Annotated in this window: 16 protein-coding genes; 12 read left to right on the forward strand and 4 right to left on the reverse strand. The window is 61.5% G+C overall.

Annotated features, from left to right (window positions below):
- Nucleotides 1–10: 10 nt before the first annotated feature.
- The 3 genes from HWX34_RS01960 to HWX34_RS01970 form a co-directional block, all read right to left on the reverse strand.
- Nucleotides 11–715, reverse strand: a complete 705-nt coding sequence (locus tag HWX34_RS01960) for a LuxR C-terminal-related transcriptional regulator (protein WP_178970748.1) — start codon at nucleotides 713–715, stop codon at nucleotides 11–13.
- A 53-nt stretch (nucleotides 716–768) separates the two neighbouring features.
- A complete protein-coding gene (locus HWX34_RS01965; protein ID WP_178970749.1) occupies nucleotides 769–2100 on the reverse strand; it encodes an aspartate aminotransferase family protein in 1332 nt (443 codons plus the stop codon).
- 63 nt (nucleotides 2101–2163) lie between these two features.
- Entirely contained in the window at nucleotides 2164–3663 is a 1500-nt protein-coding gene (locus tag HWX34_RS01970; protein WP_178970750.1) for an aldehyde dehydrogenase family protein, read from the reverse strand.
- A 549-nt stretch (nucleotides 3664–4212) separates the two neighbouring features.
- Between HWX34_RS01970 and HWX34_RS01975 the strand changes: the two genes are divergently transcribed.
- The gene (locus HWX34_RS01975; protein WP_178970751.1) at nucleotides 4213–5163 is read left to right on the forward strand and encodes a helix-turn-helix domain-containing protein; all 951 of its coding nucleotides are present in this window, start codon (nucleotides 4213–4215) and stop codon (nucleotides 5161–5163) included.
- A 130-nt stretch (nucleotides 5164–5293) separates the two neighbouring features.
- On the opposite strand, the gene hpaA is transcribed toward HWX34_RS01975, so the two are convergent.
- Entirely contained in the window at nucleotides 5294–6184 is an 891-nt protein-coding gene (gene hpaA / locus HWX34_RS01980) for a 4-hydroxyphenylacetate catabolism regulatory protein HpaA (protein WP_178970752.1), read from the reverse strand.
- Between the two features lie 357 nt (nucleotides 6185–6541).
- Here hpaA and HWX34_RS01985 point away from each other — a divergent pair, with 357 nt between their 5' ends.
- From HWX34_RS01985 to HWX34_RS02035, 11 genes are all read left to right on the forward strand, one after another.
- Nucleotides 6542–7306 carry a fumarylacetoacetate hydrolase family protein gene (locus HWX34_RS01985; protein WP_178970753.1) on the forward strand — a complete coding sequence of 255 codons (765 nt, stop codon included), beginning with the start codon at nucleotides 6542–6544 and terminating at the stop codon, nucleotides 7304–7306.
- Nucleotides 7303–8082: a fumarylacetoacetate hydrolase family protein gene (locus HWX34_RS01990; protein WP_178970754.1), complete on the forward strand. Its 780-nt coding sequence runs from the start codon at nucleotides 7303–7305 to the stop codon at nucleotides 8080–8082. Before HWX34_RS01985 ends, HWX34_RS01990 begins: the two co-directional genes overlap by 4 nt.
- Nucleotides 8083–8135: 53 nt before the next feature.
- Complete coding sequence (gene hpaE / locus HWX34_RS01995) at nucleotides 8136–9596, forward strand: 5-carboxymethyl-2-hydroxymuconate semialdehyde dehydrogenase (RefSeq protein WP_178970755.1); 1461 nt, start codon at nucleotides 8136–8138, stop codon at nucleotides 9594–9596.
- Between the two features lie 227 nt (nucleotides 9597–9823).
- Nucleotides 9824–10672: a 3,4-dihydroxyphenylacetate 2,3-dioxygenase gene (hpaD, locus tag HWX34_RS02000; RefSeq protein ID WP_178970756.1), complete on the forward strand. Its 849-nt coding sequence runs from the start codon at nucleotides 9824–9826 to the stop codon at nucleotides 10670–10672.
- A gap of 61 nt (nucleotides 10673–10733) precedes the next feature.
- A complete protein-coding gene (locus HWX34_RS02005) occupies nucleotides 10734–11114 on the forward strand; it encodes a 5-carboxymethyl-2-hydroxymuconate Delta-isomerase (RefSeq protein WP_178970757.1) in 381 nt (126 codons plus the stop codon).
- Nucleotides 11115–11126: 12 nt separating this feature from the next.
- Complete coding sequence (locus tag HWX34_RS02010) at nucleotides 11127–12320, forward strand: Bcr/CflA family multidrug efflux MFS transporter (RefSeq protein ID WP_178970758.1); 1194 nt, start codon at nucleotides 11127–11129, stop codon at nucleotides 12318–12320.
- On the forward strand, nucleotides 12317–13795 hold the full coding sequence (locus HWX34_RS02015; protein ID WP_370459653.1) for an NAD-dependent succinate-semialdehyde dehydrogenase: 1479 nt from the start codon (nucleotides 12317–12319) through the stop codon (nucleotides 13793–13795). Before HWX34_RS02010 ends, HWX34_RS02015 begins: the two co-directional genes overlap by 4 nt.
- A complete protein-coding gene (hpaH, locus tag HWX34_RS02020; protein WP_178970759.1) occupies nucleotides 13789–14592 on the forward strand; it encodes a 2-oxo-hept-4-ene-1,7-dioate hydratase in 804 nt (267 codons plus the stop codon). The genes HWX34_RS02015 and hpaH overlap by 7 nt, the downstream gene beginning before the upstream one ends.
- 130 nt (nucleotides 14593–14722) lie before the next feature.
- Complete coding sequence (gene hpaI, locus HWX34_RS02025; protein ID WP_178970760.1) at nucleotides 14723–15523, forward strand: 4-hydroxy-2-oxoheptanedioate aldolase; 801 nt, start codon at nucleotides 14723–14725, stop codon at nucleotides 15521–15523.
- Between the two features lie 209 nt (nucleotides 15524–15732).
- The gene (hpaX, locus tag HWX34_RS02030; protein ID WP_178970761.1) at nucleotides 15733–17076 is read left to right on the forward strand and encodes a 4-hydroxyphenylacetate permease; all 1344 of its coding nucleotides are present in this window, start codon (nucleotides 15733–15735) and stop codon (nucleotides 17074–17076) included.
- Between the two features lie 108 nt (nucleotides 17077–17184).
- Complete coding sequence (locus tag HWX34_RS02035; RefSeq protein WP_178970762.1) at nucleotides 17185–18363, forward strand: porin; 1179 nt, start codon at nucleotides 17185–17187, stop codon at nucleotides 18361–18363.
- The last annotated feature ends 141 nt before the right edge of the window (nucleotides 18364–18504 follow it).

The following is an 18504-nucleotide window of genomic DNA, read 5'->3' on the forward strand; positions in this document are numbered from 1 at the left end:
GATGAAACCGTCACTGTCGCCTTGCCTGACCAGCCTGTTGCCGGACAAACAAGGCATGTGCCAATGCGGTACGACTACTCACATCAAACTTGCGAAACAGGTGCAATAAATGGGTTTTGACCGTGGCCTGTCCCATGCCCAGCTCACGGGCAATGGTTTTGTTACAGGCACCGGTAGACAACAACATGGCCACCGCCTGCTCGCGCTCGGTCAGTACGATGGCGGGGTCCGGGCAAGGCTGGTACAGCGTACTGTCCAGCGCCATGTCCAGCAGGCCATGCAAGCCGTGCAGCACACGTAAGTCCTCGTCGGCAAAGCCGGGCATCCGCCCCTGCCGCAGCAAGGAGAAAGCGGCCACCACCCGCCCCTGCCGCCGCAGCAGGATTTCCGCGACATCCACCAGCCGGTTGCTGGTCAGGAAAGGGGCATAGCGGGATGTGGCACGTTGCGCTGCCGGCAAGGCGCTGCCCAGCGTCACCACATCCAGCGGCTGACGGGACAGCCTGGCCGGATGCAGCGGGTCATGCCCCATATAGCGGGCAACATAGCGCTGATGCACCTCGTCCGGCATATGGCGCAACACGAAATCGTGCGGCTGCTGCTGCCGGTCCACCCGGTAAAAGGCAGTGGCGCTGTGCGGCAATACATCCTGCAGCACGTCCAGACAGCGTTGCAACGGTTTTGCCACCGGTACTGCGGCAAGCAGATGAGCCATGGTGTTGTCCTGATAATGAGAAGGGCTGACACAGCCCCTTCCCCTCACGTGGTTCAGGCCGCCTCGAAACCGGCAGCCAGCGCTGCCACGATGGCATCGCATTCAGCCTGGCCGATGACCAGCGGCGGCGACAGGATGATCTTGGTGCCCACCGGGCGCACCAGCACGCCGTTTTCACGCGCTATTTCGGCCACCTTGTTGGCATAGCCGCCCATCGGATCGATAGGCTCGCGGGTCTGTTTGTCCTGCACCAGATCCAGTGCAATCATCAGCCCCTTGCCACGCACCTCGCCGACGGAGGCGTATTTGTCGGCAAACGGCTTGAGCTTGGCCAGCAGGTATTCACCCTGAGCAGCGGCCTGGGCCGGCAGGTTTTCCTCGCGCACGATCTTGAGGTTGGCAATGGCTGCCGCGCAGGCGACCGGGTGACCGGCATAGGTGTAGCCGTGCATGATGACGCCGCCGAAATCCTGGTTTTTGGCAAAGGCATCGGCCACGCGCTGGTTCACCACGGTGGCACCCAGCGGTACATAGCCGGAGGAAATGCCCTTGGCCAGGCACATGATGTCCGGCTTTACGCCCCACAGACGGCTGCCGAACATGGAACCGGAACGGCCAAAACCGGTGACGATTTCATCGGCAATCAGCAGCACGCCGTACTTGTCGCACACGGCGCGGATCAGCGGCCAGTAGCTGGCCGGCGGGACGATGACACCGCCAGCCCCCTGGATGGGCTCGGCGATAAAGGCAGCCACGGTATCCGGGCTCTGGAACAGGATTTCCCGCTCCAGCATCTGCGCGCAGATTTGCGCCAGCTCTTCCGGATCTTCAGTAAACGGGTTGCGGTACAGCCACGGGGTTTCCACATGGAAGCAGCCCGGCAGCAGCGGTTCGTAGCTGCGGCGGAACACGGTATTGCCGTTGACCGAAGCGCCACCGAAATGCACGCCGTGGTAACCCTGCTTGAGCGAGATGAACTTGGTGCGATCCGGCTGGCCGCTGACACGCCAGTATTGGCGTGCCAGCTTGAGCGCGGTTTCCACCGCGTCGGACCCGCCGGAACTGAAGCTGACCCGCGCCATGTCCTCCTGCTTCAGCATGTCGATGAGGGTGGCGGACAATTCTTCCGCACGCGGGTGCGAAATACCGTCAAACAGCTGGAAGTATTCCAGCTCGTCCAGTTGCTCCACGATGGCCTGCTTGATTTCCGGGCGGTTGTGGCCAACGTTGACGTTCCACAAACCGGCCACGCCATCCACCAGCTTGTGGCCCTGGTCGTCGAATACATGACAGCCATCGCCACGCACGATGCGGATGGGCTGACGTTGTTTCATTTCATTCGGGTGCAGCATGGGGTGCCAGAAACGGGACTTGTCGTAAGACATGGTGTTGCTCCTTTAAAACAGATCAGCAAGTCAGGCGGGGCTGACAAAGCCTCGCCAGCTAACTCAGTGCGCGATACAGACCGACTTGGTCTCGGTAAAGTTTTCCACCGCACCGCGACCAAACTCGCGGCCGATGCCGGATTGCTTGAAGCCGCCAAACGGCAGGCTGGGGTCGAGCGGAATATGGCTGTTGACCCACACCGTGCCCGCCTCGATGCGCGGTACCAGGTTCATGGCGGCGGACAGGTCATTGGTCCACAGGCTGGCGGCCAGGCCATAGCGCGAGTCGTTGGCCATGGCGATAGCCTCGTCGGCATGGTCGAAGGGCAAGGCCACCAGCACCGGGCCGAATACTTCTTCGCGCACGATGGTGCTGTGCTGGGCAGCGTTGACAATAATGGTGGGCTTGACGAAGTAACCGGGCAGATCGGCCGCGCCGCCGCCGGCCAGAATGCTGGCCCCTTCGCTGCGGGCGGTGTCGATCAGCCGGCACACCGACTGCTGCTGACGGGCGGATACCAGCGGGTTGACCTGGGCGTTCAGGTCCATGCCGCAACCCAGCGTCATGCTGTTGGCGGCAGCGGCCAGGCCTTCGACGATCTGCTTGAACTTGCTGCGCTGGATATACAGGCGGGAAGCGGCGGCACAGACCTGGCCCTGATTGAGGAAGCCGCCCATCAGCGCCCCCTGGATGGCCTTGTCCACGTCCACATCGCCCAGCATGATCATCGGGTTTTTGCCGCCCAGCTCCAATGAGAAGCGGGTCATGTTGTCGATGGCGGTATGGCCGATGGTCTTGCCGATTTCGGTAGAACCGGTAAACGACACCTTGCTCACCAGCGGGTGGCCGGCCAGCGCCTGACCCGCGCGGGAACCACGCCCGGTCAATACATTCACCACGCCGGGCGGAATGCCGGCTTCCAGTGCCAGTTCACCCAGACGCAGCGCAGTAAGCGGAGTTTCGGTGGAGGGCTTGAGCACCACGGTACAACCGGCGGCCAGCGCCGGCACCATCTTCCAGATGGCAATCATCAGCGGGAAATTCCACGGCACGATACCGGCTACCACGCCCACCGGTTCACGGCGGGTATAGGCGGTATAGCGGGTGCCGGGCGGTACCGGAATGGACACGTCCATGGTTTCGCCACCCAGCTTAGTGGCCCAGCCTGCCATGTAGCGGACAAATTCGATGGCCGCGCCCACTTCGATGGCACGCGAGATATGGATGGACTTGCCTTGGTTCAGCGTTTCCAGCTGCGCCAGTTCCTCGGCATGGGTTTCCAGCACATCGGCCAGTTTCAGCAGAATGCGCTCGCGGTCAGCCGGGCGCAGGCCGGACCACACGCCAGTGGTATGGGCACGATGGGCACTTTGCACCACCACATCAACATCCTGCTCGTTGCCATCGGCCACGCTGGCAATCACCTGGCCGGTGGCCGGATTACGCACCTCGGTACGCTGGCCGGACTGGGCAGCCACTGTCTTGCCGTCCACCAGCAAGCCATGCTCGCGTAGCAGGAAAGCATTAACCGGCTCCAGAACCTCTACCAGATTGTGATCCATTTCTTCTCCACTCCTTGCAGGGCGGTCGCACCGGACAGCACGACCACCTGATTTGCCTTGTTGCCGTCTGTCACTGACAAGCAGCAACAGCAGCAACACGATTTGTTGCAGATCAATATACGCGCCAGTTTTTGGCGGCCTTATCCCAAATCGGCAAATCCTGCATGGCTATCCCGGCAGGTGGCGGCAGCACGAAACAAGCCGTGCCGGAGCCTGCTTGTTGCAATGAAGAAACAGCCCCAGACACAGCAGAACGGTTGCCAGACAAGGCTGTGGCAAGCCTTGCCTGACAAGGATGACAGGCAAATAGATAATATATTAAGTATTTTTTGCAGCGCGCTTGCAAATGACCCAATATAGTCAGGGTTTGACCAGTGCAAGACAGCATGCCCTGAACAGACAGGTAACTGACTTGCCCAGGCTGACAGGATGGCCCGCAGAGGCCGGGCGATAGCGCACGCCATCGCATCTGATTGACATCTATATCGTCAGAAACAGAAGGTGAAGGGCCGCAGGCCGCCACCGGAGAAATGCATCAGGAGGTCCACCATGCTGGCTGAAGTTCGCCATTTCGATGACGCCCAATGTCATGCGGCCCACTTGCCCGGCTGGCAACAGGTATACGACCAGATCAGCGGCGGGCGTTTTCACAGTTCGCTGTCCAGGTTAAATACCGGCCACCTGGAAGTATTCCGCGAGGCTTTCAACCAACGCGTGGTGCAATATGGCCGTGCGCCGGCCGACATGGTGCACTTTGCCATTCCCATCCGGGCACCGCTGCCCCTGACCCTGCAGGGGCGTGCGGTCGGATTGCATGCCATCACCGCCTTGCGCAGCAATGAAGAATTCATCATGCACGCCCCGGCCGAAGTGGACTCCATTCAGTTGTCGGTACACAACAATGAACTGGAGGCGCTGGCTCCCGAGTTGTACCAGCAGCTGTATGGTTCACGCCAATGGCAACCGGTGATCCAGATTCCGCCGGAACAACTGGCCCATGCCCGCCAGTTGCTGTTGAACGTGTTCGAACAGGCGGTGGAAAACCCGGACCTGATGCGCTTTGCCGGTAGCCAGAAACTGGTGCAACACCAGTTGATCAGCCTGCTGCTGGACCTGCTGCACGGCAGTGTGCCGGAGCGGGCCATCAACCTCACGCACGCTACCCACTGTGACATTGTGCGGCGCAGCCAGGCCATTGTGCTGGCCAGCAGTGACGAACCGGTGACGGTACTGGACCTGTGCCAGCAGCTACGTATCAGCCGTCGCACCTTGCAAAACAGCTTTCAGCTGATTACCGGCACCACACCGGTGGATTATCTGCGCTCCATCCGGCTCAATGCAGTGCGGCGCATGTTGTTGTCCCCGGAACATGCTGGACTGGGCGTGCGTGACGCCGCCGGGCACTGGGGCTTTTACCACCTGGGACATTTTGCCCGCGATTACCGCAAGCTGTTTTGCGAGCTGCCATCGGAAACCCGCCAGCGCAGCCTGCTGCAATAAGACCCGCTGCCCCCCTCCTGCATTGCACCTCTTTGCTGTTCTGGCTGTTCTGGCTGTGCCGTCTGCGGCGGCAGGCCGCTGTCCGGATGCCATGCAGGGTGTTGCTGGCAAAGCAGCAGCACCTTATGCCTCATCCCCCATGCTGCTGGCGGTAGGCGCTAGGCTTGCTGCCGGTTTCACGCAAAAAGAAGCGCGAGAAATACGCCGGGTCCTTGAAACCCAGGTGATAGGCAATTTCGTTTACCGATCCGGCGGAATACATCAACAGCCGCTTGGCCTCCTGCAACAGCCGGTCATGCACCAGACGCTTGGACGGCAAATCCGCCATGCGGCGACAAATATCATTCAGCCGCGACTCGGTCACCCCCATTTCCTCGCCATAGCGCCACAGCGGCCAGTGTTCGCGGAAGTGCGCTTCAATCAAGGCATTGAAGCGATGAAACACCTGCAAGTCCTCGCGGCGGCATTGCCGGCTGTGCTCGCCCTGCGCACTCAGGCGCAAGGCCGTCACCAGTACCAGCTGCACCAGGCCGTGCAGCGCCGCCTCCCGCCCTACCGCATCATTGCCATACTCCCCGGCCAGCAAGGCCAGCAATTGTGGCAGCTGCTGTGCAGCCGCCCCATCAGCCAGTTCCACACAGAAGGGCTGCATCAGCCCCGCCTCGCGCTGCGTCAACGGCAAGGTATGCAGCAGCTGGCGTGCCAGTTCCTGCCGCACGGTCAGTACATAGCCTTCGGCATCAGCTTCGGTAATGAAGGCATGCGGCACGGTGGGCGGGGTAAAGAAAAACAGTGGTGCCCGTGCCACATAATGCTGATCTTCCAGATACAGGCGAATCTGCCCGCTGGCCAGATAATGCAACTGAAAGAAGCGGTCGTGCCGGTGCACCGGCATATTGCGGCCAAAAAACTCCGCCAGCTTGCCAAAGGCTTCCACATTGATATCCGACTCGCCATAGCGGCTGTCATACACCTTGCCGATGTCGATATTGGGAATCGGGGTACGGCTTTCCTGCTTCATGGCGGCTCCATGCTGTCATATGCGCAAAATGCCACATGCCGACTGATTTCCATCTTTTGTACAGCAAGCATTTTCCAGCTGCAAGCCACAACCGGCCACTGTCCATTGAATTGATTGGTTTTCTGGCATTTCCAAACAGTATCCCAGCGAAAACGAATAAACCAGCGCCCGCAGAGATTCCATGAAAAGTACAGTTAATTCCTTAGAAAATGCGGCATGCCACATGGCATAGTGGGCAGCAACAGCGCTTGCAGCAGACAAAGCGCGTTGACAAAGACGGAAGCAGACCCGTATAAAGTTAACATATTAAATAAATGGCCAGCCCTGCTGTCCACCACTACAACAAGGAAGAGACCGATGAAGCAAGGCCGCATCGTGCTGAACCAGCAAGCCCGCCGCGTGACAGCACTGGCCGATGGCAAACTGCTGCTGGACAACGGCAATCCGCTGGCGGACACCTCGCCATGGCTGGCTCCCGCCACTGGCACCGTCTATGGCGTGGCGCTGAACCACCGCAGCCTGCTGGAACAGCTGGAAGCCGACTTCCAGCAGCCGCCCTACCAGAAAGCCCCGGCCACGCCGGTGCTGTTCATCAAGCCGCGCAATACCCACGCTGGCCACAGCAGCGCCATCGCCTTGCCGACACAGGCGGGCAAGGTATTTGCCGGTGGTGCGCTGGGCGTGGTGATTGGCAAGGTGGCCAGCAAAGTGGCTGAAGATCAGGCGCTGGCTGTGCTTGCTGGCTACACCGTGGTGAATGAAATCAGCCTGGAAGAAAGCAGCTTCTACCGCCCGGCCGTCAAGGCCAAATGTCGTGACGGTTTCTGCCCGATGGGCCCGTGGCTGGTAGACGCCGCCGCCATCAACCCGCTCAACGTGGAAATCCGCAGCTACCTGAACGGCGAACTAGCCGAAACCAATCACAGCCGCGACTGGCTGCGCAGTGTGCCGCAGCTGATTGCCGCCCTCAGCCAGTTCATGACCTTGCAGCCGGGCGACGTGATCATCCCCGCCACCCCGCTGCGCCAGCTGGAAATCCGCCCAGGCGACACCGTGGCCGTGGAAATCGACGGCATTGGCCGCCTGGAAAACCGCCTGATTGCCGAGGAGAGCGCCCAATGAAACACGCCCGCATCCGCCTGCCCGGAGAGGCAGACATTCACGCGGTACTGGTTAACGATGACCATTCGGTACAGCTGGCCGATGGCCGCCGCTTTGCCGAAGATGCAGTGGAATGGCTGCCACCGGCCGAAGGCACGGTGTTCGCCCTGGGCTTGAACTATGCCGACCACGCCGCCGAGCTGGCCTTCAAGGCACCAACCGAGCCGCTGGTATTTCTCAAGTCCCCTGCCACCCTCACCGGCCATCGTCAGGTATCGGTACGGCCGGACAATCTCTTGTACATGCACTACGAGTGCGAGCTGGTGGTGATCATCGGCAAGACCGCCAAGAACGTCAGCCGCGAACAGGCGCTGGACTACGTGGCCGGTTACAGCGTGTGCAACGACTATGCGGTACGCGACTATCTGGAAAACTACTACCGGCCGAATCTGCGGGTGAAAAACCGCGACACCCTCACCCCGATCGGCCCGTGGTGGGTGGACCGTGGCGACGTGGCCAACCCGGCATCGCTCACCCTGCGCACCTGGGTGAATGGCGAGCTGCGTCAGCAGGGCAACACCAGCGACATGGTGTTCGACATTCCTTTCCTGATCGAATACCTCAGCAGCTTCATGACCCTGTCCCCCGGCGACATGATCGCCACCGGCACGCCGGAAGGACTGGCCGATGTGGTGCCGGGCGATGAAGTCATCGTCGAGGTGGAGGGCGTGGGCCGTCTGGTCAACCACATTGTCAGCGAGGCGCAATACGCGGATCGCCAGGCGCAAACCGTGTGAAACATTACCCGGCGCAGCCTTGTAGCAGCTGCGCACGCACAGGAGAACACAAGATGATCAAGCACTGGATCAACGGCCGCGAGGTCGAAAGCAAGGAAGTCTTTGCAACCGTCAACCCGGCTACAGGTGAAGTGATTACCGAAGTGGCCTCCGGCGGTGCCGACGAAATCAACGCCGCCGTGGCCGCCGCCAAGGAAGCCTTCCCCAAGTGGGCGGGCACCCCGGCCAAGGAACGCGCCAAGATCATGCGTCGCCTGGGCGAGCTGATCGACCAGAACGTGCCCATGCTGGCCGAGCTGGAAACACTGGACACCGGCCTGCCGATTCACCAGACCAAGAACGTGCTGATTCCGCGCGCCTCGCACAATTTCGACTTCTTCGCCGAAGTGTGCACCCGCATGAACGGCCACAGCTACCCGGTGGACGACAGCATGCTCAATTACACGCTGTACCAGCCGGTAGGTGTATGCGGCCTGGTGTCGCCGTGGAACGTACCCTTCATGACTGCCACCTGGAAAACCGCGCCTTGCCTGGCACTGGGTAATACCGCAGTGCTGAAGATGTCCGAGCTGTCCCCGCTCACGGCAAATGAACTGGGCCGCCTGGCACTGGAAGCAGGCGTGCCGCCCGGCGTGTTCAATGTAGTGCAAGGCTATGGTGCCACCGCAGGGGATGCGCTGGTACGCCACCCGGATGTGCGCGCTGTGTCCTTTACCGGCGGCACCGCCACCGGCAAGCGCATCATGCAGAATGCCGGCCTGAAGAAGTTTTCCATGGAGCTGGGTGGCAAGTCGCCGGTGCTGATTTTTGCCGATTCCGATCTGGACCGCGCACTGGACGCCGCGCTGTTCACCATCTTCTCGCTCAATGGCGAACGCTGCACCGCAGGCAGCCGCATCTTCATCCAGCGCCCGGTGTACGACAAGTTTGTCGAGGAATTCGCCGCGCGCGCCAAGCGCCTGATCGTCGGCGACCCGCAAGACCCGAAAACCCAGGTCGGCTCCATGATCACCCCGCAGCACTACGACAAGGTTACCGGCTATATCCGCATCGGCATGGAGGAAGGCGCCCGTCTGGTGGCCGGTGGTCTGGAACGCCCGGCCGGCCTGCCCGCCCATCTGGCGCGCGGCAACTTCATCCAGCCTACGGTGTTTGCCGATGTAGACAACCGCATGCGCATTGCGCAGGAAGAAATCTTCGGCCCGGTGGTGTGCCTGATGCCGTTTGACGACGAGGCCGACGCGCTGCGCCTGGCCAATGATGTGGAATACGGCCTGGCGTCCTATATCTGGACCCAGGACATCGGCAAGGCCCACCGTCTGGCCCGTGGCATCGAGGCGGGCATGGTGTTCATCAACAGCCAGAACGTGCGCGATCTGCGCCAACCGTTTGGCGGCGTGAAGGCCTCCGGCACCGGGCGCGAAGGCGGCGAGTACAGCTTCGAGGTGTTTGCCGAAATCAAGAACGTGTGCATTTCGATGGGCGGGCATCACATTCCGCGCTGGGGCCTGTGAACTTATCGCTACTAACAAAAACCCTGCTGCGGCATTGCGCCTCCTAGCCGTACTGCTTGTACTGTCTGCGTCGACGCGCCTTGCATCAGGGACGCTGCGCTATTTTGTTAGCAGCTCTTAAGACAACAGTAAGACAACAGATGGTCAGGGCGCCACAGAACGCCCGGCCTCTTGGCTGTGGCACACATCAATGCCCACCGCCCTCACGACTACAAAGGAGACACTCCATGGGACAACTCGCCCTGGCGGCCAAGATCACGCACGTGCCGTCGATGTATTTATCCGAACTGCCCGGCCAGCATCAGGGCTGCCGTCAGGCCGCCATCGACGGCCACAAGGAAATCGGCCGTCGCTGCCGCGAACTGGGAGTGGACACCATCGTGGTGTTCGATACCCACTGGCTGGTGAATTCCGGTTACCACGTCAACTGCGCCCCGGAGTTTGAAGGGGTCTACACCTCCAACGAGCTGCCGCACTTCATCAAGAACCTGCCCTATGCCTATCCGGGCAATCCGGCGCTGGGCCAGTTGCTGGCCGATGCCGCCAGCAAGGCAGGGGTACACACCCGTGCCCATGACGCCACCACGCTGGCATTGGAGTACGGCACGCTGGTTCCCATGCGCTACATGAATGCCGACCAGCATTTCAAGGTGGTGTCGGTGTCTGCCATGTGCACGGTGCACAACCTGGCGGACAGCGCCCGGCTGGGCATGGCCATGCGTCAGGCAGTGGAAGAACAGTACGACGGCAAGGTGGCTTTTCTCGCCAGTGGCTCGCTGTCGCACCGCTTTGCCCAGAACGGCGTGGCCGAGCAATACCTGCACAAGGTATGGAGCCCCTTCCTCGAAAGCTTCGACCACGAAGTAGTGGCCATGTGGCAACGCGGTGACTGGAAAACCTTCTGCGCCATGCTGCCGGAGTATGCGGAAAAGTGTCATGGCGAAGGCTTCATGCACGACACCGCCATGCTGCTGGGCGCGCTGGGCTGGGACGAATACCAGGGCAAGGCCGAGGTGGTCACGCCTTACTTTGGCAGCTCTGGCACCGGACAGATCAACGTGGTACTTCCCGTCTGATTGCTTGCCCAACACGGCCAGCCCTGCCCCGGCAGGCAGGCAGTTTTCCCCGGAGGATTCCATGCCGCATTTCATCGTCGAATGTACCGACAATATCCGCGAGCAGGCCGACCTGCCCGGCCTGTTCGAAAAAGCCCATGCCTACTTGATTGGCACCGGTCTGTATCCGGTGGCGGGCATCCGCAGCCGTGCCATCTGGCTGGACACCTGGCGCATGGCCGATGGCGAGGCCGACTACGCCTTTGTCCACATGAGCCTGAAAATCGGCCATGGCCGCACCTTTGAAGAACGCGAACGCACTGCACAGGGCCTGTTTGCGCTGATCAAGCAACACTTTGCCCCGCTGTTTGATGCCCGTTATCTGGCGCTGACATTCGAGCTGAGCGAGCTGGATGCCAAGCTCAGCTACAAGCACAACAATGTGCATCAGCGCTTCAAATAGGCTGCCGTTGTCATGCAACAAGTGCGCAATCCGCAGCAGCAAGCCCGGCTGATCGTCCTGCTCGGTGTGCTGGTGGCCTTCGGCCCGCTGTCCATCGACATGTATCTGCCCGCCCTGCCCGCCATTGCGGCGGATCTGGCGGCGCCGGTGGCACGCATCCAGCTGACCATCGGCAGCTTTCTGGCCGGTTTTTGTGGCGGCATGCTGCTGTACGGCCCGCTGTCCGACCGCTATGGCCGCCGCCCGGTACTGCTGACCGGCCTCAGCCTGTATGTGCTGGCCAGCCTGGCTTGCGCTGTGGCGCAAACGGCGGAACAGCTGATTGTCCTGCGTGTGCTGCAAGCCACGGGCGGCGGTGCGGCCACGGTGATGGCACGCGCCATCGTGCGCGATGCCTTTCCGCTGACTGAGGCCAGCCATGTGCTGACGCTGATGCAGCAGATCACCATGATCGCCCCCTTGCTGGCCCCGCTGCTGGGTGGCTGGCTATTGCTGCTGGCGGGCTGGCGCAGCCTGTTCCTGCTGCTGGCACTGATTGGCGCGGCATCGCTGGCGGTGGTGGCACTGCGCCTGCCGGAAAGCCATCCGCCCAGCGGCCGCAACGACATCACCCTGGGCAAGGCCTTCCGCGCCTACGGCCACCTGCTGCTGGACTTGCCCACCATGGGCTACAGCCTGGCACTGGGCCTGAGTTTTGGCGCGATGTTCGCCTACATCACCGGCTCGCCCTTTGTTTACATCGAATACTTTGGTGTGGCACCCCAGCACTACGGCTATCTGTTCGGGCTCAACATCATCGCCATCGTACTGTTCAGCCTGTTCAACCGCCGCCTGCTGTCCAGGCACAGCATCGACCAGTTGCTGCAATGGCAATGCGCCATCGTCACCGTGGCTGGCATCGCACTGTGGCTGCTGGCCGGGCACAGCCTGTGGCTGACGGTGTTGCCGCTGCTGTTCAGCGTGGGCATGACCGGCAGCATCGGCCCCAATGCCATGGCGCGGCTGCTGCAACTGCATGCCGACCGGGCCGGTGCGGTGATGGCGCTGGCTGTATCTGGCCAGTTTGGCTGCGGCATGCTGGCCAGTGCGCTGGTGGCCAACCTGTTTGACGGCAGCCCGCGCGCCATGTGCCTGCTGGTGATGGCCTGCGGTGTCGCAGCCTGGCTGAGTCTGCAATTGATCCGTTTTTCCCGGAAATCCTCATGAACGCCATGACTAGCCCCACCCCGTCCCTGCTGCGTGAGCAGGCCTATATCAACGGCCAATGGCTATCCGGCGCACAGCAATTTGCCGTGCACAACCCGGCCAGCGGCGCACTGCTGGCGCGGGTGGCTGATCTGGGCGCAGCTGAAACCTGCGCGGCCATTGCTGCCGCCCATGCAGCCTTGCCTGCCTGGCGGGCGCTGACCGCACAGCAGCGTACTGCCATGCTGCTGCGCTGGCATGCGCTGATCTTGCAGCACCAGAACGAACTGGCCGACCTGATCAGCCTGGAACAAGGCAAACCGCAGGCAGAAAGTCTGGGCGAAATCGCCTACGGTGCCAGTTATATCGAGTGGTTTGCCGAAGAAGGCAAACGGATTTACGGCGAAGTGATTCCCAGCCCCTTTGCGGACAAGCGCCTGCTCACCGTGCGCCAGGGGGTGGGCGTGGTGGCGGCCATCACGCCATGGAATTTCCCGCACGCCATGATCACCCGCAAGGTGGCTCCGGCGCTGGCCGCCGGCTGCACCGTGGTGCTGAAACCCGCCGCCGAAACACCCTTGTCAGCACTGGCACTGGCGGCGCTGGCCGAACAGGCTGGCCTGCCGCCCGGCGTATTCAATGTCGTCACCGGCACTGATGCGGTAGCAATCGGTGGCGAACTCACTAGCAGCCCGCTGGTGCGGGCGCTCAGTTTCACCGGCTCCACCGCCGTGGGCAAATTGCTCATGCGCCAGTGTGCCGACACGGTGAAAAAACTGGGGCTGGAACTGGGCGGTAATGCCCCTTTCATCGTGTTTGACGATGCTGATCTGGATGCCGCCGTGCAGGGCGCGCTGTTTGCCAAATTCCGCAATAGCGGCCAGACCTGTGTCTGCGCCAACCGTCTGCTGGTACAGGATGGCATCTATGATGCCTTCGCCAGCAAGCTGGCCACTGCTGTAGCAGCACTACAGGTTGGCCCGGCCAGCGAGGCTGGGATGCAGCAAGGCCCGCTGATCAGCCAGGCCGCCGTGGCCAAGGTACAGCGCCACATCGCCAACGCCGTCAGTCTGGGGGCTCGCGTACTCACTGGCGGCGCGCCGCATGCACGTGGTGGCAACTTCTTCCAGCCCACCGTGCTGGCTGATATCACCGCACAGATGCTGGTGGCACAGGAAGAAACCTTTGGTCCGCTCGCCCCGCTGCTGCGCTTTCACGACGAGGCAGAAGCCATCCAGCTGGCCAATAGTGGCGAGTCGGGCCTGGCCGCCTACTTCTACAGCCGCGATGTAAGCCGCTGCTGGCGGGTGGCCGAAGCCATCGAGGCGGGCATGGTGGGCATCAACGAAGGTGCCATTTCCACCGCCGTCGCCCCGTTTGGCGGCATCAAGCAGTCCGGCCTGGGGCGTGAAGGCGGACGGCTGGGGCTGGAAGAATTCATGGAAACCAAATACCTGTGCTTTGGCGGCATCACCAACAAGGAGACCACATGCTGACGCAAGACATCATCCACACCACCGCGCAGCGCCTGCATCAGGCCGAGCAGCAACGCGAGCAGATCCGCCAGATTTCGCTGGACTACCCGGACATCACCATCGAGGACGCCTACGCCATCCAGCGCTGCTGGGTGGAGATGAAGCTGGCCGAGGGCCGCACCATCAAGGGCCACAAGATCGGCCTCACCTCGCGCGCCATGCAGATGTCCTCGCAGATCAACGAACCGGACTACGGCACCCTGCTGGACGATATGTTCTTCAACGATGGCAGCGACATTCCCACCAGCCGCTTCATCGTGCCGCGGGTGGAGGTGGAACTGGCCTTCATTCTGGGCAAGGAGCTGAAAGGCCCGGGCATTACCCTGTTCGATGTGTACCAGGCCACGGATTTTGTCATTCCGGCACTGGAAATCATCGACGCCCGCAGCCAGTCCATCGACCCGGCATCCGGCCGCCCGCGCAAGGTGTTCGACACCATTTCCGACAACGCCGCCAATGCCGGGGTGGTGATGGGCGGCCGCCCGGTGAAGCCGTCCGAACTGGACCTGCGCTGGGTATCCGCGCTGATGTATCGCAACGGCGTGATCGAGGAGTCCGGCGTGGCTGCGGCAGTACTGAACCACCCGGCCAATGGCGTGGCCTGGCTGGCCAACAAGCTGGCCCCGTTTGATGTCAGCCTCAAGCCCGGCCAAGTGATTCTGGGCGGCTCCTTCACCCGCCCGGTACCGGCCCGCGCTGGCGATACCTTCCATGTGGACTATGGGCCGCTGGGTGCCATCAGTTGCCGCTTTGTTTAGATCAGCGAACAAAAACCCTGCTGCTGCGTTGCGCCTCCTGGCCGTACACCTTGTACTGTCTGCGTCGGCGCGCCTTGTATCAGGGGCGTTGCGCTCATGTTAGCTGCTCTTGTTTTTTAAGGAAAATTCCATGCAGAACCCATCCAACCGCTTCAAGGCTGCGCTGAAAAACGGTGAAGTGCAGATCGGCCTGTGGCTGAGCCTGGCCAGCCCGTACAGTGCCGAGCTGCTGGCTGGTGCCGGTTTCGACTGGCTATTGATTGACGGCGAACACGCACCCAATGAATTGAATGACATGCTGGGCCAGTTGCAGGCCATCGCCCCCTACCCCAGCCACCCGGTGGTGCGGCCGGTATGGAACGACCCGGTGCGCATCAAGCAGATTCTGGACATCGGCGCGCAAACCCTGCTGCTGCCCATGGTGCAGACCGCCGAAGAAGCGGCGCTGGCGGTAGCCGCCACCCGTTATCCGCCGCACGGCATCCGCGGTGTGGGCAGCGCCATTGCCCGCGCCTCGCGCTGGAACCGCATCGAAGGTTATCTCAAGCGCGCCGAGGAGGAGCTGTGCGTGCTGGTGCAGATCGAAACCCGTGAGGGGCTGAACAATCTGGACGCCATTGCCGCTACACCGGGCGTGGACGGCGTGTTCATCGGCCCGGCGGATTTATCTGCCGACATGGGTTACCTCGGCCAGCCTGCCCACCCGGAAGTACAAGCCGCCATCGAACAGGCCATCACCCGTATCCGCGCCCAAGGCAAGGCGGCTGGTATCTTGATGGCCGACGAAAAACTGGCCCGTCATTACATTGAGCTGGGCGCGCAGTTTGTCGCCGTCGGCGTGGACAGCACCGTGCTGGCACGCAGTGCCGAAGCACTGGCCGGACGCTTCAAAACCGGTGGTCAGCAGGCCGGAGCCAGTGGCGTGTACTGATACCAAACCGGGCGGCCCTGCGGGTCGTCCGCTGGCGCTGTATTCAGCGCTCAAATAATTAATATGTTTAATTTAACGCTAACAGAAAGGACCACACCGCCACACAGCACAACGCAGCACAGCAACAAGGTGATCTGCCAACAAGAGCAGGCACCACGACAAAGGACAACACGCCGGAACGCTCCCGGCACCCTATAGAGGAGATATGCATGAGTCTGGACAAAACCACGACCTGCCACAGCGCGTCCGCCATTGGCGATCAGGCGCTTGATCAAGATCTACAGCAAGAACAACGGGTGATTCGCAAGGTTTCAGGTCGGCTGATCTGGTTCCTGTTCATCCTGTTCGTATTTTCTTTTCTGGACCGCATCAATATCGGCTTTGCCGGCCTCACCATGGCCAAGAGCCTGAACCTGACGGCCACCATGTTCGGCTTTGCCGCCACCATTTTTTACATCACCTACGTGCTGTGCGGCATACCCAGCAACATCATGCTCAGCCGCATAGGTGCGCGGCGCTGGATGGCCGGCATCATGGTGGCCTGGGGCATTGCCTCCACCGCCACCATGTTTGCCCATGACGCTACCAGCCTGTACATCCTGCGCGCGCTGGTAGGCATTACCGAAGCCGGTTTCCTGCCCGGCATGCTGGTCTACCTCACCCTGTGGTTTCCGCGTGTTTACCGCGCCCGCGCCAATGCGCTGTTCATGATTGCCATGCCGGTGACGGCCGCGCTCGGTTCGGTGGTATCAGGCTATCTGCTGGAAATGGACGGCATCTGGCAACTGGCCGGCTGGCAATGGCTGTTTCTGGTAGAAGGCCTGCCTTCGGCCGTGCTGGGCGTGGTGGTGTGGTTCTATCTGGATGACTCCCCCGCCAAGGCAAAATGGCTCAGCACAGAGGAAAAGCGCTGTCTGCAAAACATGCTGGACGCCGAAGCACACCAGCCAACCCAGCAACATTCCGGTGTGATGCGCGAGCTGCTGCAACCCACGGTACTGAAATTCGCCTTCGCCTATTTCTGTCTGGTCAATACCCTGAGCATGGTGAATATCTGGGTACCGCAAATCGTCAAAAGCTTCAATGCCGGCAGTAGCAACGTCACCATCGGCATCCTGGCCGCCATTCCGCAACTGGGCACCATTGTGCTGATGCTGTGGTGGGGCGCGCGTTCCGACCGCACCCAGGAGCGCAAATGGCACACCGTACTTCCCATGCTGTTTGCTGCTGCGGGCTGGCTGCTGACCGCCTATGCCGGTGACCCGGTGGTGCGCCTCGCCGGCATCGTGATGGCATCGGCCGGTTCCTTTACCGCCATGACCATTTTCTGGACCACCCCCGACACCACGCTGTCCACCAAGGCCAAGGCGGTGGGCATCGCACTGATCAACGCCACCGGCAATATCGGTTCGGCGCTAAGCTCCTTTGTGGTGGGCTGGCTGAAAGACATGTCGCATAGTTTCACCAGCGGCCTGCTGTATGCGGTAGCCGCCTTGCTGATCGGCGCACTGGTGTTTTTGCTGATTCCGCTGCAAAAGCCGGCACGCCACTAAGCCATTAACCCTTCCCTATTTACCTGCACGGTGTCCGGCAACCAGGCCGCACACCGCGATGGCCTGCGCCCGTCCATCGGCAACGCAGGCCCAAACCGGAGCCATATCATGCAAGGCAAACATTTTTGGGCAGCCCTGTTCCTGCTGCCGCTGCTGGCCCACGCCGACGTCACCCTGTACGGCACGCTGGACGAAACCATCGAATCCGTCGGCACCCGTGGCGCAGCCAACGGTCAGCCCGCCAACAGCGTGCGCCGTATCAGCTCGGACAGTTCGCTGATCGGCTTCAAGGGGCGTGAAGAACTGGGCAACGGCCTCAGCGCCTACTGGCAGCTGGAAAGCAATCTCTGGCTGGATAGCGCACCGTCCTATGCCACCTTTGGCACCCGCGACAGTTTTGTCGGTCTGGCCACACCAGCCGGTAGCCTACAGGCGGGCCTGATCAGCCCGCCCACCCGTCTGGTGGCCGGCATGCTGGATGTCAATCAAGGCAATACCGGCATCGGCATGTCCGGTGCGCTGCTGGGCAAACTGGGCAATATCCTGTCCACTGACGGACTGCTGAAAAGCTATGGCAGCGCCACCCCGGCGGACGGCAATGGTAATACGCTGGTGCGTACCAGCCCCTTTGACACCCGCCGCAAGAATGCCGTGCAGTACACCAGCCCCAGCTGGCAGGGAGTGACGGCAACCGTAGGCTATGACGCGGTAGAAACGCGCGCCACCGGTGCCAGCCATACCGCCAGCGTGTTTGACCTGGGGCTGACTTATCGCGGTGGGCCATGGCTGCTGACTTCAGCCTATGAGCGCATCGACACCGGTGTGGATGATGCTGCCAGCAGCAGCACCCAGTTCCGCCAGGTATGGAACCTGCGCGCGGGCGGTTATTACCGTTTTGGCGATGTCAGCCGTATCGGCCTGCTGCTTGACCACACCGATGGCAAGCTCACACCCACTGCTGCGGCCAGTTATCAGGGCAGCAGCATCAGCCAGAATGTGTGGTATGCCCAGGCCGTGATCGGGGCTGGCGACCATGGACGACTGATTGGCCAGTATGGTGAGTCCGGCAAGCTGCAAGGCATTGCCGCCACCGATACCGGGCGCGCACGCCATGCCGAGCTGGGCTACGAATATGACCTGTCGCGTCACACCACGCTGAAGGCCCTCTATGCGCAAATCTGGAATCATGGCAGCGCCGCCTATGATTTTGGCTTCAGCAGTGTTGGCAGTGTGCCAGTTGGCAGTACCGTGCACGGTCTGGCCATGGGGTTACGCCACGGCTTCTGACACCAACCCTCTCTGATGGACAGATTCTCCTTTTCGCTGCACCATCCTTGTCAGCCACTCTGTGCAGAGTGGCTGTTTTTTTACCTGTACGAAGCTGACAGCCACAGTAGGAAAGCCATGGAAAGTACAGTAATCAACCTG

Source organism: Aquitalea sp. LB_tupeE (assembly GCF_013391415.1).
Taxonomy (GTDB): Bacteria; Pseudomonadota; Gammaproteobacteria; order Burkholderiales; family Chromobacteriaceae; genus Aquitalea.

Excerpts from the sequence above, each read along its gene's own strand:
- HWX34_RS01960 (WP_178970748.1), bottom strand. The coding sequence starts at position 715 with ATGGCTCATCTGCTTGCCGCAGTACCGGTGGCAAAACCGTTGCAACGC.
- HWX34_RS01965 (WP_178970749.1), bottom strand. The coding sequence starts at position 2,100 with ATGTCTTACGACAAGTCCCGTTTCTGGCACCCCATGCTGCACCCGAAT.
- HWX34_RS01970 (WP_178970750.1), bottom strand. The coding sequence starts at position 3,663 with ATGGATCACAATCTGGTAGAGGTTCTGGAGCCGGTTAATGCTTTCCTG.
- HWX34_RS01975 (WP_178970751.1), top strand. The coding sequence starts at position 4,213 with ATGCTGGCTGAAGTTCGCCATTTCGATGACGCCCAATGTCATGCGGCC.
- hpaA (WP_178970752.1), bottom strand. The coding sequence starts at position 6,184 with ATGAAGCAGGAAAGCCGTACCCCGATTCCCAATATCGACATCGGCAAG.
- HWX34_RS01985 (WP_178970753.1), top strand. The coding sequence starts at position 6,542 with ATGAAGCAAGGCCGCATCGTGCTGAACCAGCAAGCCCGCCGCGTGACA.
- HWX34_RS01990 (WP_178970754.1), top strand. The coding sequence starts at position 7,303 with ATGAAACACGCCCGCATCCGCCTGCCCGGAGAGGCAGACATTCACGCG.
- hpaE (WP_178970755.1), top strand. The coding sequence starts at position 8,136 with ATGATCAAGCACTGGATCAACGGCCGCGAGGTCGAAAGCAAGGAAGTC.
- hpaD (WP_178970756.1), top strand. The coding sequence starts at position 9,824 with ATGGGACAACTCGCCCTGGCGGCCAAGATCACGCACGTGCCGTCGATG.
- HWX34_RS02005 (WP_178970757.1), top strand. The coding sequence starts at position 10,734 with ATGCCGCATTTCATCGTCGAATGTACCGACAATATCCGCGAGCAGGCC.
- HWX34_RS02010 (WP_178970758.1), top strand. The coding sequence starts at position 11,127 with ATGCAACAAGTGCGCAATCCGCAGCAGCAAGCCCGGCTGATCGTCCTG.
- HWX34_RS02015 (WP_370459653.1), top strand. The coding sequence starts at position 12,317 with ATGAACGCCATGACTAGCCCCACCCCGTCCCTGCTGCGTGAGCAGGCC.
- hpaH (WP_178970759.1), top strand. The coding sequence starts at position 13,789 with ATGCTGACGCAAGACATCATCCACACCACCGCGCAGCGCCTGCATCAG.
- hpaI (WP_178970760.1), top strand. The coding sequence starts at position 14,723 with ATGCAGAACCCATCCAACCGCTTCAAGGCTGCGCTGAAAAACGGTGAA.
- hpaX (WP_178970761.1), top strand. The coding sequence starts at position 15,733 with ATGAGTCTGGACAAAACCACGACCTGCCACAGCGCGTCCGCCATTGGC.
- HWX34_RS02035 (WP_178970762.1), top strand. The coding sequence starts at position 17,185 with ATGCAAGGCAAACATTTTTGGGCAGCCCTGTTCCTGCTGCCGCTGCTG.